The sequence below is a fragment of the Pseudomonas sp. B424 genome (genome assembly GCF_055408345.1).
This window is the reverse complement of sequence record NZ_JBUZTL010000001.1, coordinates 125358-141251: the sequence shown is the minus strand read 5'-3', so window position 1 is coordinate 141251 and position 15894 is coordinate 125358. Positions and strand designations below refer to the sequence as shown.

The following is a 15894-nucleotide window of genomic DNA, read 5'->3' as shown; positions in this document are numbered from 1 at the left end:
GATGGGGTTTGGTATGCGCTTTCGCGCGTTGTTGAGTGTTGTAGGTGTGTTGCTCAGTGTCATGGCGATCAATGCTGTGGCGGCAACACAGGTAAAGAGCGTGCGTTTGTGGCGTGCGCCGGACAACACACGACTGGTCTTTGACCTCACGGGCCCGGTGCAACACAGCGTCTTTACGCTGACAGCCCCCGACCGTCTGGTGATTGATATCAACGGTGCGACCCTGGCCGGGCCGTTGAACGTGGCCACGGCCAACACGCCGATTACCAGCATGCGCTCGGCGCAACGCACTCCGACTGACTTGCGTGTGGTGATCGACCTGAAAAAGGCCGTCACTCCCAAGAGCTTTGTGCTGGCGCCGAATGCGCAGTACGGCAATCGCCTGGTGGTTGATCTTTATGATCAGGGCGCCGACCTCACACCAAGTTTGCCCGCCACCAATGTGGCCACGGTGCCTGTGGTGCCGGTCACTCCCGCTCAACCTGACGTGAAATTGCCTCCGATCCCCAGTGGCAAGCGCAGCGTGGTGGTGGTCATTGACGCCGGCCACGGCGGCGAAGACCCGGGCGCTTCGGGTTCTGGCGGCCAGCGCGAAAAACACGTGGTGCTGGCGATTGCCAAAGAGTTGCAGCGCCAGATCAACGGCATGAAAGGCTTCAGAGCTGAGCTGACACGTACCGGCGATTACTTTATCCCGCTGCGTGGCCGTACCGAAATCGCCCGCAAGAAGGGCGCCGATCTGTTTGTGTCGATCCACGCTGACGCCGCACCGTCCAAGGCGGCCTTTGGTGCCTCGGTATTTGCGTTGTCCGAGCGTGGTGCGACTTCCGAGACGGCTCGCTGGCTGGCAGACAGCGAAAACCGTTCTGACTTGATCGGCGGCGCGGGTAACGTGAGCCTCGACGACAAGGACCGCATGCTGGCGGGGGTGTTGCTTGATCTGTCGATGACGGCTTCGCTGACATCCAGCCTGAACGTGGGTCAGAAAGTCTTGAGCAACATTGGTCGGGTGACACCGCTGCACAAGCAGCGTGTGGAGCAAGCCGGCTTCATGGTGCTCAAGTCGCCGGATATCCCGTCGATCCTCGTCGAAACCGGGTTTATCTCGAACTCCAACGAAGCCTCCAAGCTGGCGTCGAGCAGCCACCAGCAAGCGCTGGCGCGCTCGATCAGCAGCGGCGTGCGTCAGTTCTTCCAGCAAAACCCGCCGCCAGGCACTTACATCGCCTGGTTGCGTGATACCGGCAAGATTGCCCAGGGCGCCCGCGAACACACGGTTCGCCCTGGCGAAACCCTGGCGATGATTGCTGTGCGTTATCAGGTGGGCGTGGCGACATTGCGTTCCAGTAACAGCCTGAAAACCGATGAATTGAAAGTCGGCCAGAACCTGAATATTCCGGCCTCCGAGCTGGTGTCCAAGCAATGAGTGACGCTGAGCTGAACAGCAGCGCCCGTATTGAACTGCTCAGCCCGCGACTGGCCAACCAGATCGCGGCGGGCGAGGTGGTTGAGCGCCCGGCTTCGGTGATCAAGGAGTTGCTGGAAAACAGCCTCGACTCGGGCGCCAAGCGTATTGACGTGGATGTGGAGCAGGCCGGGATCAAGCTGCTGCGGGTGCGTGACGATGGCAGCGGCATTTCCAGCGACGACTTGCCGCTGGCCCTGGCACGCCACGCCACCAGCAAGATTCGCGACCTCGAAGACCTTGAACGGGTAATGAGCCTGGGCTTTCGCGGAGAGGCCCTGGCCTCCATCAGCTCCGTCGCACGTCTGACCCTGACTTCGCGCACCCGTGATGCAGATCAGGCCTGGCAGGTCGAAACCGAGGGTCGTGACATGGCGCCCCGGGTCCAGCCGGCCGCGCACCCGGTGGGCACTTCGGTTGAAGTGCGTGACCTGTTCTTCAATACCCCGGCGCGGCGCAAGTTTCTCAAAACCGAAAAAACCGAGTTTGATCACCTGCAAGAAGTGATCAAACGCCTGGCGCTGGCGCGGTTTGATGTGGCATTCAATCTGCGCCACAACGGTAAAACCATCCTCAACCTGCATGAGGCCCGTGACGATACGGCTCGTGCCCGGCGTGTGGCGGCGGTATGCGGCTCTGCGTTTCTGGAGCAGGCACTGCCGATCGAGATCGAGCGCAACGGTTTGCATTTATGGGGCTGGGTCGGTTTGCCGACCTTTTCCCGCAGCCAGGCCGACCTGCAGTATTTCTATGTGAACGGTCGTGCGGTGCGCGACAAACTGGTGGCCCATGCGGTGCGCCAGGCGTATCGGGACGTGCTGTTCAACGGCCGGCACCCGACCTTTGTGCTGTTCTTTGAGGTCGACCCTTCGGTGGTCGACGTCAACGTGCACCCGACCAAACACGAAGTCCGCTTCCGTGACGGGCGAATGGTTCACGATTTTCTGTATGGCACCCTGCACCGAGCCCTGGGCGATGTACGCCCGGAAGATCAACTGGCCGCGCCTGCGCCGGTTCCCGGGGCCGAACGTCCGACGGGGCTCGATGCCGGGGAGTTCGGGCCGCAAGGCGAAATGCGCCTGGCAGCTAATGCGCTGGAACAACCACAATCTGCGCCGACCCGGCATGTAGCGGGTTCGGGCGCCGGGGCGGGGTTTCAGTATCAGTACCGGCCTCAGTCATCTGCGCCTTCGGTTCCTGCCGAAGAAGCGCGCAATGCCTATCGCGAGTTTTTTGCGCCACTGCCCGAAGCCAACGCGGCGCCGCTGCCCGACGGGCAGGGCGATATCCCCCCGCTGGGCTTCGCCCTGGCGCAGCTCAAGGGTATTTACATCCTGGCCGAGAACGCCCAGGGGCTGGTGCTGGTGGATATGCACGCGGCCCACGAACGCATCATGTATGAGCGCCTCAAGATCGCCATGGCCAGTGAAGGCCTGAGCGGGCAGCCCCTGCTGGTGCCGGAGTCGATCGCGGTCAGTCAGCGTGAAGCCGATTGCGCCGAAGAGCATGCCGAGTGGTTCCAGCGTCTGGGCTTTGAGCTGCAGCGCCTTGGCCCGGAAACCCTCGCCATCCGCCAGATCCCGGCCTTGCTCAAGCAGGCCGAGGCTCAGCGTCTGGTGCACGACGTGCTGGCCGACCTGATGGAATACGGCACCAGTGACCGGATTCAGGCGCACCTCAACGAACTGCTCGGCACCATGGCCTGCCACGGTGCCATCCGGGCCAACCGCCGCCTGGCGATCCCGGAAATGAACGGCTTGTTGCGCGATATGGAAAACACCGAGCGCAGTGGTCAGTGCAATCATGGTCGTCCCACCTGGACCCAAATGGGCCTGGACGACTTGGACAAACTCTTTTTGCGCGGTCGCTGATGACAGGTTCCAACGTTTTACCCCCGGCCATTTTTTTGATGGGGCCAACGGCTGCCGGCAAAACCGATCTGGCCATCGAGCTGAGCAAGGTGCTGCCATGCGAGCTGATCAGTGTCGATTCGGCCCTGGTCTATCGCGGCATGGACATCGGTACGGCCAAACCGTCCAAAGAAATCCTGGCCGCTCATCCTCACCGGTTGATCGATATTCTCGATCCGGCTGAGAGCTATTCGGCGGCAGATTTTCGCCGCGATGCGCTCAAAGCCATGGCCGAGATCACCGCGCGGGGCAATATCCCGCTGCTGGTGGGCGGCACCATGCTCTATTACAAAGCCTTGATTGACGGCCTGGCGGACATGCCGGCGGCCGACGCCGTGGTGCGTGCGCAGCTCGAAGAAGAGGCCTTGCGCCTTGGCTGGCAAGCCTTGCACGACCAGTTGGCGGCGATTGATCCGGAGTCTGCGGCGCGGATTCACCCCAATGACCCCCAGCGACTGACTCGGGCGCTGGAGGTTTATCGGGTCAGCGGCATGAGCGTGACAGAGCATCGGCAAAAACAATCTGAACAAACGATTAAAGCAGCGGCTTCTGGGCACAGCCAATTGCCCTATACTGTCGCGCATCTGGCCATCGCTCCGGCGAACCGTCAGGTGCTGCATGAGCGAATTGCACAAAGATTCGGGCAGATGCTGGAACAGGGGTTCGTTGACGAGGTCTTAAGCCTGCGCCGTAGAAGTGACCTGCATGCAGGGTTGCCGTCTATACGTGCTGTAGGCTATCGCCAAGTCTGGGATTACCTGGACGGCAAGCTGACAGCGGCCGAGATGCAGGAGCGCGGCATCATCGCCACGCGCCAGTTGGCGAAGCGTCAGTTCACCTGGTTGCGCAGTTGGGAAGATCTGCATTGGCTGGACAGCCTGGACTGCGACAATCTGCCACGAGCCTTGAAATACCTGGAATCGGTCTCCATATTGAGCTGAGTCTTGGCAAATGCCGTCTATCCTATGGATGTGGCGACAGCGGTCATCTAATTTTTGTTTCTATTTTTTATCCTTACAGGAGTGCGGCATATGTCAAAAGGGCATTCGCTACAAGACCCTTACTTGAATACTTTGCGTAAAGAGAAGGTTGGCGTTTCCATCTATCTGGTCAACGGCATCAAGCTGCAGGGGACCATCGAGTCTTTCGACCAGTTCGTGATTCTGCTGAAAAACACCGTCAGCCAAATGGTTTACAAGCACGCAATCTCGACAGTCGTACCAGTACGTCCAATTCGTCTGCCAAGCGCAGCTGAATCGGAACTGGCAGACGCTGAACCAGGTAACGCTTGATAGGAGTCTGCTTTGTTCTTTGAGCGCCACGGTGGTGGTGAGCGGGCAATCCTCGTTCACTTGGAAGGACAGGACCCTGAGGCGCGCGAAGATCCGCAGGAGTTCCAGGAGTTAGCTGTATCGGCCGGCGCCGAGACCGTCGCGTTTTTTAACGTGCCGCGTCATCGGCCATCGGCCAAGTACCTGATTGGCAGTGGCAAGGTCGAGGAGTTGCGCGACCTGGTCAAGGCCGAGAAGGTCGACATCGTGATCTTCAATCACGTGCTCACGCCCAGTCAGGAACGTAACCTCGAACGTGTTTTCGAGTGCCGCGTACTTGATCGCACCGGGCTGATTCTCGATATCTTCGCTCAACGCGCCCGTACCCATGAAGGCAAGTTGCAGGTCGAACTGGCCCAGCTTGACCACATGAGCACGCGTCTTGTGCGTGGCTGGACCCACCTTGAGCGCCAAGGTGGCGGCATTGGTATGCGCGGGCCGGGTGAAACCCAGCTCGAAACCGACCGCCGTCTGTTGCGTGTGCGCATCAGCCAGATCAAGTCCCGTCTGAAAAAAGTCCGCAGTCAACGCGAGCAGTCCCGTAGAGGGCGCAAGCGCGCCGATATTCCTACAGTTTCGCTGGTGGGCTATACCAACGCCGGTAAATCCACGTTGTTCAACAAGGTCACCGGTTCTGACGTATTCGCCGCTGACCAGTTGTTCGCCACGCTCGACCCGACCTTGCGCCGTCTTGATCTGGGCGACCTGGGGCCAATTGTCCTGGCCGATACCGTGGGTTTCATTCGTCACCTTCCGCACAAGCTAGTTGAGGCTTTCCGGTCTACGCTCGAAGAGTCGAGCAATTCCGATTTGCTGCTGCACGTGATCGATGCGCACGAACCTGAGCGCATGGCGCAGATCGAGCAGGTGATGGTGGTGCTGGGTGAAATTGGTGCCCAGGACTTGCCGATCCTCGAGGTCTACAACAAAATCGATTTGCTTGAAGGTGTCGAGCCGCAGATCCAGCGAGATGCCGACGGCAAGCCGCAACGGGTCTGGTTATCGGCCCGTGACGGCCAAGGGTTGGAGTTGCTTGAGCAGGCCATCGCCGAGTTGCTGGGTAATGATTTGTTCGTTGGCACCTTGCGCTTGCCGCAACGTTTTGCTCGACTGCGTGCACAGTTCTTCGAACTGGGTGTTGTGCAGAAAGAAGAGCATGACGACGAGGGCTCCAGTTTGCTGGACGTGCGCCTGCCGCGAGCCGAGCTGAACCGCTTGGTTAGCCGCGAAGGGATGCAACCGCTGGAATTCATCGAAGAACACACTTTGCAATAAAAGCCTCGCAAAGCGGCTGTGCCGCTGTGATAGGCATTCTGTAGCATTGGTCGGCGCGCCGTGGGCGCGTCTTTGCTTTATCAGATGGAGAGCGCTATGGCTTGGAATGAGCCGGGTGGCAACTCGAATAATCAAGATCCTTGGGGTGGCAAACGCCCTAATAATGGCGACCGCAAGGGACCACCAGATCTCGACGAGGCCTTCCGAAAGCTGCAGGAAAGCCTGAATGGGTTGTTCGGTGGTGGAAAAAAACGTACTGGCGGTAGCGGCAGTGACGGTGGTTCGAATGGCAAGGGCGCCGGTTACGGTTTGCTCGGCATCGGGCTGGTCGTGCTGGCGGCTGCGTGGCTATACAGCGCGGTCTATGTAGTCGACGAACAGGAGCAAGCCGTGGTGCTGCGCCTGGGCAAGTACTACGACACCGTTGGGCCTGGCCTGAACATCTACTTCCCGCCGTTCGACAAAAAGTACATGGAGAACGTGACGCGTGAGCGTGCGTACACCAAGCAGGGTCAGATGCTCACTGAAGACGAAAACATCGTCGAAGTGCCGCTGACCGTGCAGTACAAGATCAGCAACCTGCGCGACTTCGTGTTGAACGTTGATCAACCGGAAGTCAGCTTGCAACAGGCTACCGACAGTGCCTTGCGCCACGTAGTGGGTTCCACTGCAATGGATCAGGTCCTGACCGAAGGTCGTGAGCAGATGGCTGTGGATATCAAAGAGCGCTTGCAGCGTTTCCTCGATACCTACAAGACCGGTATCACCGTGACTCAGGTGAACGTACAGAGCGCAGCGGCACCGCGTGAAGTGCAGGAAGCCTTCGATGACGTGATTCGCGCCCGTGAAGACGAGCAGCGTGCCCGCAACCAGGCTGAAAGCTACGCCAACGGCGTAGTGCCGGAAGCGCGCGGTCAGGCTCAGCGCATCATCGAGAACGCCAACGGCTATCGCGATGAAGTGATTTCTCGAGCCAAGGGTGAGGCAGATCGCTTTACCAAATTGGTAGCCGAGTATCGCAAGGCTCCAGAAGTTACGCGTGATCGTCTGTATCTGGACACCATGCAGGAAGTCTTCAGCAACACCAGTAAAGTTCTCGTGACCGGTAACAAAAACGGCCAGAGCAACCTGCTGTACTTGCCGCTGGACAAAATGATCGAAGGCCGTAATGGCAGCACCCCTGCAACGGGTTCAGCCGCCGCGGCGGGCAATAAAGATTCGGCATCCCATGTCAATTCGGATCTGCCTACACCACCGCGCACCCGGGAGAGCCGCTGATGAGCAATAAATCGCTGATCGCCCTTATTGTTGCCGTTGTTGTGGCGATTGTTGCCTGGAACAGCTTCTACATCGTCTCGCAAACCGAGCGTGCCGTTATGTTGCGCTTCGGTCGCGTGGTTCAGGCCGATGTTCAGCCAGGCCTGCACATGAAGATTCCTTACGTTAACCAGGTGCGCAAGTTTGACGCTCGTCTGATGACGCTGGATGCTCCGACGCAGCGTTTCCTGACGCTGGAAAAGAAAGCGGTAATGGTTGATGCCTTCGCCAAGTGGCGCGTGAAAGATGCCGAGCGCTTCTACACTGCGACCTCCGGCATGAAGCAGATTGCTGACGAGCGCTTGTCGCGTCGTCTGGAATCCGGCCTGCGTGACCAGTTCGGCAAGCGCACGCTGCACGAGGTTGTGTCCGGTGAGCGCGATGCGCTGATGGCTGATCTGACGGCATCGTTGAACAAAATGGCTGAAAAAGAGCTGGGCATCGAAGTAGTTGATGTTCGGGTCAAGGCCATCGACCTGCCTAAAGAAGTAAACCGCAGTGTGTTCGAGCGCATGAGCAGTGAGCGTGAGCGTGAAGCTCGTGAGCACCGTGCCAAGGGTAACGAGCTGGCAGAAGGCATTCGTGCTGACGCCGATCGTCAAGCCCGCGTGCTGTTGGCTGAGGCGTATCGCCAGTCCGAAGAAGCTCGCGGTGATGGTGATGCCCAGGCTTCCGCGATCTACTCCAAGGCCTATGGCCAGGATCAGGAGTTCTACAAGTTCTATCGCAGCCTGCGCGCTTACCGCGAAAGCTTTGCGAACAAGAGCGACGTTCTGGTACTGGACCCAAGCAGCGATTTCTTCCGCTACCTGGAAAAATCCAAGCCAGCGCAACAGTAAGGCATCATGCAGCCCGATTGCCGGCCTCTGGCGTAACAATCGGGCGCATGCATTCATTCCGCCGGGCGGGCAAATTGCCTGGCGGGGTGATCCTTTTAGAAAACGAGTGTATGATGCGGCAGCCGGGAAATTCCCGGCTTTTTTGCGTCTGCATGTTTGATTGACCGAATGGCTGTCACAGCATCGGCAGATTTTTCGAGGAATGTGCTGTGTAAGCCTGTCGCTTGGGCTTTTTTGCTGTGCGCGTTCAAGACGCAGCCACGTTCTGCTTTACTCAAGGCTCGCCTGCTGGCTGGCCGCCCGGATCATAGGGGAATGGCGTAATGGCAACGGTAGACCGCTGGCTCTTGCCAGATGGCATCGAAGAAGTACTTCCACCTGAGGCAGCCCGTATTGAAGTGGCGCGCCGTCAGGTGTTGGATCTGTTCCAGAGCTGGGGCTATGAGTTCGTCGTCACCCCGCATATCGAATACCTGGAGTCCCTGCTGACAGGGGCTGGCCAGGATCTCGACTTGCGTACCTTCAAGGTTATTGACCCGCAAACGGGTCGCCAGATGGGTTTTCGTGCCGACATCACGCCGCAAGTGGCGCGTATCGATGCGCATACCCTGCGTCGCGAAGGCCCGAGCCGTCTGTGCTACGCCGGCAGCGTGCTGCATGCTCAGCCGCGCGGGTTGTCATCCTCGCGTAGCCCGATCCAGCTGGGCGCCGAGTTGTATGGCGATGCCAGCCCGAGCAGCGATGTTGAAGTCATCAGCCTGATGTTGGCGATGCTGCAACTGGCCGATGTGCCGGATGTGCACATGGACCTGGGGCATGTTGGTATTTACCGTGGTCTGGCCCGTGCGGCCAACCTGTCGGTTGAAATGGAACAACAATTGTTCGACGCCCTGCAACGCAAGGCGATCGACGAAGTAACGGCCTTGACCGAAGGCTTGCCGGCTGATTTGGCAGGCATGCTGCAGGCATTGGTTAGTTTGTGTGGCGGCCGCGAGGTGCTGGTTGCTGCGCGTGAGCGTCTGGCCAAGGCTCCGGCCCAGGTCGTGGCTGCTCTGGACGACTTGCTGGCGATTGCCGAGCGGTTGTCTGTGCGTTTCCCGCAGTTGCCGCTGTATTTTGACCTGGGTGAGTTGCGTGGTTATCACTACCACACAGGTGTGGTGTTTGCGGTCTTTGTACCGGGCGTTGGGGACTCCATCGCCCAGGGCGGTCGTTATGACGATATCGGTGCTGTTTTCGGACGTGCCCGTCCGGCTACCGGTTTTTCGACCGATTTGAAAACCCTGGTGACCCTGGGGCGTGCTGAAGTCGAGTTACCGTCTGGCGGTATCTGGATGCCTGACAGCACAGATGCGGCACTCTGGCAGCAGGTTTGCCAGCTTCGCAGTGAAGGTCAGCGTGTGGTTCAGGCGTTGCCTGGGCAACAGCAGGCTGGCGCCCTTGAGGCAGACTGCGACCGCCAATTGATTCAGCACAATGGCCTGTGGCAAGTAGTGCCGCTGGTTTCTTGAGTTTTCCTGCCGGCGGCTGCCGGCACCAAGTTTGCGCGAATGAGGACAAGTGTTATGGGTAAGAATGTCGTAGTCCTGGGCACCCAATGGGGTGATGAGGGCAAAGGCAAGATCGTTGATCTGCTGACCGAACATGCTGCCGCTGTAGTGCGTTACCAAGGTGGCCACAACGCTGGCCACACGCTGGTGATCGACGGCGAAAAAACCGTACTGCACCTGATTCCGTCGGGCGTGTTGCGCGAAGGCGTGCAATGCCTGATCGGCAACGGTGTCGTGGTTGCTCCCGACGCCCTGCTGCGTGAAATCATCAAGCTGGAAGAAAAAGGCGTACCGGTGCGCGAGCGCCTGCGTATCAGCCCGTCCTGCCCGCTGATCCTGTCGTTCCACGTGGCGCTGGACCAGGCCCGTGAAAAGGCCCGTGGCGAGCTGAAGATCGGTACTACCGGTCGCGGCATTGGCCCGGCTTACGAAGACAAGGTTGCCCGTCGTGGCCTGCGTGTTGGCGATCTGCTGAACATGCCGCGCTTTGAAGCCAAGCTGCGTGAACTGGTGGAATACCACAACTTCATGCTGGTGGGTTTCTACAAAGAGCCTGCTATCGACTTCGACAAGACCCTGGCCGAGTGCAAGGAATACGCTGAGCTGCTCAAGCCGCTGATGCTCGACGTTACTGCCGAGCTGCACGACCTGCGTCGCGCTGGCAAAGACATCATGTTCGAAGGTGCCCAGGGTTCGTTGCTGGACATCGACCACGGTACCTACCCGTACGTGACCAGCTCCAACACTACCGCGGGTGGCGTTGCTACCGGTTCGGGCGTTGGCCCGATGTTCCTGGACTACATCCTGGGCATCACCAAGGCTTACACCACGCGCGTAGGTTCGGGCCCGTTCCCGACTGAGCTGTTCGACGATGTCGGCGCTCACCTGGCCAAGCAAGGTCACGAGTTCGGTGCTACTACCGGCCGTGCCCGTCGTTGCGGTTGGTTCGACGCCGTTATTCTGCGTCGCGCTATCGATGTGAACAGCATCTCGGGCATCTGCCTGACCAAGCTGGACGTACTCGACGGCCTGGAAACCATCAACATCTGCGTTGGCTACACCGACGCAAATGGCGTTGAAATTGCTCCGACCGACGCTGACAGCTACGTAGGCCTGCAGCCTGTGTACGAAGAAGTGCCGGGCTGGACTGAATCGACCGTGGGTGCCAAAACCCTGGAAGAGCTGCCAGCCAACGCTCGCGCTTACATCAAGCGTGTAGAAGAGCTGATCGGCGCGCCGATCGACATCATTTCGACTGGCCCGGACCGCAACGAGACCATCGTTCTGCGTCACCCGTTCGCTTAAGTCGCTGTTGATGTAAAACAAAAGGCCCTTCGGGGCCTTTTGTTGTTTCTGCCTGCCGTGCGGCACGACCCTTGCTGTGAAAATCGTCAATAAGTGTGCCATCAAAATAATGGCATCTAAGTGGAGGGTTTTCTGTGTCTGCCGTTCTCTCACTGTTACAAAGCCGTCTGCTGCGGCCCGTTTTCGTTACCCTCGGTATCGCTCTATTGGTGCAAGTGCTGGTGGCTGTTGCACTGACACGGAGCACGGTGACTGCCCTGGAGTCTGATCTGGACGCGCGCCTGGGTGCCGACAGCCAGGCGCTGACCCGCGAGCTCGAGCAAGCCGGGCGTGAGGTCAAAAGCAGCCTTGAGGGGCTGTCTGCCAGCACCCGCCAGCGTTTGACGGCGGGCCTTGAGCCGCGCTTGAAAGAGGAGCAAATGCAGCTCTGGCAGTCGCTGGAGAAGAACCTGCAGGATTCGGCCAACGACATGGCGCAGTTGCTGGCTGCCGTGGCACCGCGTGCCATTTGGGACAATGATGTGCCCACACTGTCCGATTTCGCCCGTCGCGCTCAGCGCAATCCCAATGTGTTGTTCGTGGTCTATGACGACGCCACGGGGCAGCATCTGACGCGTTATCTCAATCGTGACAACCCGATCAACCAGGCCCTTTTGGCAAAGGGCAAAGGTGAGCGGGCGCTGGATAAGGTGCTGGATGCCGCCCGAAGTGATCCGGGGGTGTATTACCTCGAAGCTTCCATCAGCCCCAATGGGGCCGAGATCGGCAAAGTGCTGATGGGGGTTTCCACCGCCTCGGTCGAGAAGGACCTGGCGGCGCTTGATAAGCGTTTTGCGACCCTGATCGTTAACAGTGAGCAACTGGTCGGCGAAAGCCTGCAAGGCGCTGCGAGCGACAGCTCGGCGGCCTTGAGTGCGCGCCTGGAGTCGGCGCAGGTTGCAGCGGCGCAGATGCAGGCCAACACCGCGCAGACCGTGCGCGATGCGGCCGACACCTTGCGCTGGCGCATAGGCATGGGGCTGGCGATTGTGGGGCTGGGCGTGTTGCTGTTGCTGGCCGTGGTGCTGGGGCGGCGGGTGGTCAACAAGTTGCTGTTGTTGATTGCCGCGCTGGATGACCTGGCGGCGGGCGAGGGCGACCTGACCAAGCGCGTGGGCCTTAACAGCAAGGATGAAATCGGTGACATGGCGGCGGCGGTCAATCGCTTTGTCGACAAGCTGCAACCCATCGTGCGGGAAGCGGGGGATGTGGCGCAGCGTACCGGAGTCGAGATCGGTGTGATGACCTTGCGCAATGCCGGGGCAGATGCTGCCGCGCAGTTGCAGCGTGATGAAGTTGCGCAAAGCCTGCACGCCCTGTCGACCATGGCGGATGCGGCGCAGTCCGAAAGCCAGGCGATGCAGGCCGCGCTCAAACAAGTGGTCGATATTCGCCAGGCCACCGATGAAAACACCCGCACCTCGGCCAAGGTTGGCGGTCTGATCGAGGCGCTGGCGGGGCAGGTGGGCGAGGGCGCCAAGGTGATTGAACGGCTGGCGCAACAAAGCGAACAGATCGAAGTCGTCCTGACCGTCATTCACGGCATTGCCGAGCAAACCAATCTGCTGGCCCTCAACGCGGCCATCGAAGCGGCGCGGGCGGGGGAAACGGGCCGTGGTTTTGCCGTGGTGGCAGACGAGGTGCGGGCACTGGCCAGCAAGACTCAAAGCTCCACCGGCGATATTCAGGCGCACATCGTGGCGTTGCAGCAGGGGGCGAAAGAGGCGGTGGCGGCCATTGGGCTGGCGGGGCGTCAAGCCAATGAAGGGCTGGCGGTGCTGCGTGGCAGCGTGCAATTGCAGAAAACCGTGCAGGCCTCGGTCGAGCAGGTTCATACCGCCATTGGTGAGGCCACTAAAGCGGCGGAGCATCAGGCGCAAGGTGCGTATGCAGTGCGTGGGCGGGTTGAGGTGATTCATGCACAGGCCGAGCGCGCGGCCGAGGCGGTGACGCAAACCACGGCCAGCGGCAAGGTGCTGGACGGGCTGGCGGCGCAGCTCAAAGCGAGCTTGGGGCAGTTCAGGGCGTGAAGAGACTGTGGGAGCGGGCTTGCTCGCGATGCAGGCAATGCGGTGCATCGGCATGCCCGCGTCGATGCCATCGCAGGCAAGCCAGCTCCCACAAGTTGTATGTTAGATCTGCTGTCAGCGGCTCAAATACATCTTCGTAGTCAGCAAATACACCGGCAGCCCCGACACCAGGATCAGCAGCGCCGCATATGGCGCAGCCGCTGCAAACTCGATGTTGGAGGTGTGCGACCAAACCTGTGTCGCCAAGGTGTTAAGCCCGGTCGGGCTCAGCAGCAAGGTCGCCGTCAGTTCTTTCATCGCATCCAGAAACACCAGTGCAAACGCTGCCCCCAGGGCCGGGAAGATGATCGGTAGCGTCACCCGGCAAAATGCCGAGAACGACGTAGCGCCCAACGTCCGCGCCGCTTCTTCCAATTGCGGTGCGGCCTTGTTCAGGGCCGTGCGGATCGGTGCCTGCGCCAGCGGCAAGAACAGCAATGCGTAGGCAATCAGCAGCAGGGCGGAAGTCTGATACAGCGCCGGCACGTAGTGCAGGGCGAAGTACACCAGTGCCAGGGCAATCACCAGCCCCGGCAGTGCATGCAGCAAGTAGGGCAGGCGCTCGGCCCATATCGCCAGCGGACCTTTATAGCGCACCACCAGCAGCCCGACCGGCACCGCCAGCACCAGGCACAGCGCCGCTCCGCCCAGGGCCAGTGACAGCGAGGAGAACAGAGCCTCGCCAATCTCGGCCATCGGGAAGGCTGCCGAGCTGCCCTTGACCAGCCAGTACACCAGCATGCCCAGCGGGATGCCGCTGCCGATGATCGCCAGTGCCAGGCAATAAAACTGGCCGACGATGGCCAGCTTGCCCAGGCGCACTTGCTCAGCCCGCCGCGCCGCGCCCTGGCCGATGCGAATGTGCCGGCCTTTGCCGCGTACTTTCAGCTCCAGCCACAACAGGCTCAGGCACATCACCAGCAGCACGGCTGAAAGCATTGCCGCATTGGCGTTGCTGAACTCCAGTTCAAACTGCTGATAAATGGCCGTGGTAAAGGTTTGCAGGCCAATGATCGACAGTGCGCCGAACTCCACCAGCATATGCAGGGCAATCAACAGTGAGCCGGCCAGCAGCGAGGGCCAGAGCAGTGGCAGGGTGATTTTGACAAACACCCCCCAGCGATTCTGCCCCAGGGTGCGAGCCGACTCTTCCAGGGCCGGGTCGAGGTTGCGCAGGGTGGCCGCGACCGGCAGAAAAATCAGTGGGTATTTGGACAGGCTCATCACCAGAATCGCCCCGCCCAGGCCTTCAAAGCTCGCGCTCAGGGAGACCCAGGTGAAGCTGCTGACGAACGCCGGTACGGCGAACGGCAGGCACAGGATCACGCCCCACAGGCGTCGTCCCGGCAAGTTGCTGCGTTCCAGCAGCCAGGCCAGGGACAGGCCCACCAGTGCGCAGGTCAGGGTGACGCCGACCATCAGCAGCAACGTGTTGCGCATCAGGCCGAATACGTAAGGCCGCCACAACAGGTGCAGGGCTTCAGTCCATCCGGCTTGCCAGGCTTTGGTGCCGACATACAGCAGCGGCAACAGGCTCAGGCCCACCAGTAACAGGACGGGCAGCAGCAGCCAGATCGAAGGCTTTTTACGGGTGGCAGTGAAGCGTGCAGGTTGGGCGGCAGACAACATCAGAGCAGGCCTACATCACGTTCAAGTTCCAGCGCTTCTTCGGCGTTGCCCAGATCGGCAGGTGTCACTTTTGGCGGTTGCAGCTCTTCAAATGGCTTGAGGCCGCGCTCGGACACCATGCCTTTGCGCATCGGGTATTCAGCGGTGGTGTTGGTGATCACCCGCTGGCCTTCTTCACTGGCCATGTAAGCCAGCAATTGCTGGGCTTCTTTCGGATGTTTGCTGGCTTTGAGCACGCCGGCGCTGGAAACGGTAACCAGGCCGCCCGCGTCGCCATCGGTGAAGTAATACAGCTTGGAGTCCAGCTGGCCTTTCTCGCGCTGCAAGGCAAACCAGTAGTAGTTATTGACCAGTACCGCAGCCACTTCACCGTTCTCTACCGCTTTGAGTGCCACCATGTTGTTGGTGTAGGTCTTGCCGAAGGCGCGCAAGCCGGTCAGCCATTCTTCAGCGGCTTCACGGCCGTGCAGTTTGATGATCGCAACGGCTTGTTCCTGGAATGCACCGCTGGTGGGTACGAAACCAATCTTGCCTTGCCATTGCGGGTCGGCGAAATCCAGTACCGACTTGGGTAGCTGGTCTTCGCTGATCTTCTTGGGGTTGAACGCGACAACCCGGGTGCGCGCTGTCACGCCGATCCAGGTGCCGTTGGCGGCCACGTAGTCTTTGGGCAGAACCTGCAGGGTGCTGTCATCAGCCTTGGCCAGAAAGCCCTGCTCGCCCAGGTTGTTCAGGGGCGGCGACTCTTCGGCGTAAAACACGTCAGCAGGCGATCGGTCACCTTCTTCCATGATCTGGCTGGCCAGTTGGTTGCTGCTGCCTTTGCGCACATTGACGTGAATGCCGGTTTTGGCTTCGAAGGCTTTGGCGAGGTTATCGCCGACTTCCTTGTGCTGGCCGTTGTACAGCGTCAGTGACACTGGGTCGGCTGCGTGGGCGGGAGCAGTCAGTACAAGACCTAGGATGGAGAGAGTCAGACCGCGTAGTAGAGATGTCGCTAGCCGGGTATTTCGGAGCATCATTCGCTGGGTTCCTCGCTTGGGTACTACAAAACTTGTAACAATAATAAACGATATTGTTTCTCAAGTGCGCTTGACCCAGCGTCCAATTGTGCAAGTGCGACGAAATGTGATGCTTGATCCCTAAAGTGCCTGGCTGTATGGAA

At 59.9% G+C, this 15894-nt stretch carries 12 protein-coding genes and 1 pseudogene; 11 read left to right on the top strand and 2 right to left on the bottom strand.

Going from position 1 to position 15894, the window contains the following annotated elements:
• Nucleotide 1: 1 nt before the first annotated feature.
• From ACZRMS_RS00550 to ACZRMS_RS00500, 11 genes and pseudogenes are all read left to right on the top strand, one after another.
• The gene (locus ACZRMS_RS00550; RefSeq protein WP_463993935.1) at nt 2-1426 is read left to right on the top strand and encodes an N-acetylmuramoyl-L-alanine amidase; all 1425 of its coding nucleotides are present in this window, start codon (nt 2-4) and stop codon (nt 1424-1426) included.
• The gene (mutL, locus tag ACZRMS_RS00545; RefSeq protein ID WP_463993652.1) at nt 1423-3336 is read left to right on the top strand and encodes a DNA mismatch repair endonuclease MutL; all 1914 of its coding nucleotides are present in this window, start codon (nt 1423-1425) and stop codon (nt 3334-3336) included. The genes ACZRMS_RS00550 and mutL overlap by 4 nt, the downstream gene beginning before the upstream one ends.
• Nucleotides 3336-4316, top strand: coding sequence for a tRNA (adenosine(37)-N6)-dimethylallyltransferase MiaA (miaA, locus tag ACZRMS_RS00540; protein ID WP_463993651.1), 981 nt, complete (start codon nt 3336-3338; stop codon nt 4314-4316). Before mutL ends, miaA begins: the two co-directional genes overlap by 1 nt.
• A 90-nt stretch (nt 4317-4406) precedes the next feature.
• A complete protein-coding gene (gene hfq / locus ACZRMS_RS00535) occupies nt 4407-4667 on the top strand; it encodes an RNA chaperone Hfq (RefSeq protein ID WP_003439025.1) in 261 nt (86 codons plus the stop codon).
• A gap of 12 nt (nt 4668-4679) precedes the next feature.
• Nucleotides 4680-5981 carry a ribosome rescue GTPase HflX gene (hflX, locus tag ACZRMS_RS00530; RefSeq protein ID WP_048360333.1) on the top strand — a complete coding sequence of 434 codons (1302 nt, stop codon included), beginning with the start codon at nt 4680-4682 and terminating at the stop codon, nt 5979-5981.
• Between the two features lie 96 nt (nt 5982-6077).
• Nucleotides 6078-7259 carry an FtsH protease activity modulator HflK gene (gene hflK / locus ACZRMS_RS00525; RefSeq protein ID WP_048360332.1) on the top strand — a complete coding sequence of 394 codons (1182 nt, stop codon included), beginning with the start codon at nt 6078-6080 and terminating at the stop codon, nt 7257-7259.
• A complete protein-coding gene (hflC, locus tag ACZRMS_RS00520) occupies nt 7259-8137 on the top strand; it encodes a protease modulator HflC (RefSeq protein ID WP_463993650.1) in 879 nt (292 codons plus the stop codon). Before hflK ends, hflC begins: the two co-directional genes overlap by 1 nt.
• Before the next feature lie 323 nt (nt 8138-8460).
• Nucleotides 8461-9648, top strand: coding sequence for an ATP phosphoribosyltransferase regulatory subunit (locus tag ACZRMS_RS00515; protein ID WP_463993649.1), 1188 nt, complete (start codon nt 8461-8463; stop codon nt 9646-9648).
• A 54-nt stretch (nt 9649-9702) separates the two neighbouring features.
• A complete protein-coding gene (locus tag ACZRMS_RS00510; protein ID WP_463993648.1) occupies nt 9703-10992 on the top strand; it encodes an adenylosuccinate synthase in 1290 nt (429 codons plus the stop codon).
• 419 nt (nt 10993-11411) lie between these two features.
• Nucleotides 11412-12155 (top strand): annotated as a pseudogene (locus ACZRMS_RS00505) (methyl-accepting chemotaxis protein); the annotation flags it as partial.
• A gap of 21 nt (nt 12156-12176) precedes the next feature.
• Nucleotides 12177-13061 (top strand): methyl-accepting chemotaxis protein, encoded by an 885-nt coding sequence (locus ACZRMS_RS00500; protein WP_463993934.1) that lies wholly within the window; start codon nt 12177-12179, stop codon nt 13059-13061.
• 114 nt (nt 13062-13175) lie between these two features.
• Here the strand turns inward: ACZRMS_RS00500 and ACZRMS_RS00495 are convergent, their stop codons facing one another.
• Both ACZRMS_RS00495 and ACZRMS_RS00490 read right to left on the bottom strand, forming a co-directional pair.
• Nucleotides 13176-14729: an ABC transporter permease gene (locus ACZRMS_RS00495; RefSeq protein WP_463993647.1), complete on the bottom strand. Its 1554-nt coding sequence runs from the start codon at nt 14727-14729 to the stop codon at nt 13176-13178.
• Nucleotides 14729-15751, bottom strand: coding sequence for an iron ABC transporter substrate-binding protein (locus tag ACZRMS_RS00490; RefSeq protein WP_463993646.1), 1023 nt, complete (start codon nt 15749-15751; stop codon nt 14729-14731). The genes ACZRMS_RS00495 and ACZRMS_RS00490 overlap by 1 nt, the downstream gene beginning before the upstream one ends.
• Nucleotides 15752-15894 lie beyond the last annotated feature (143 nt).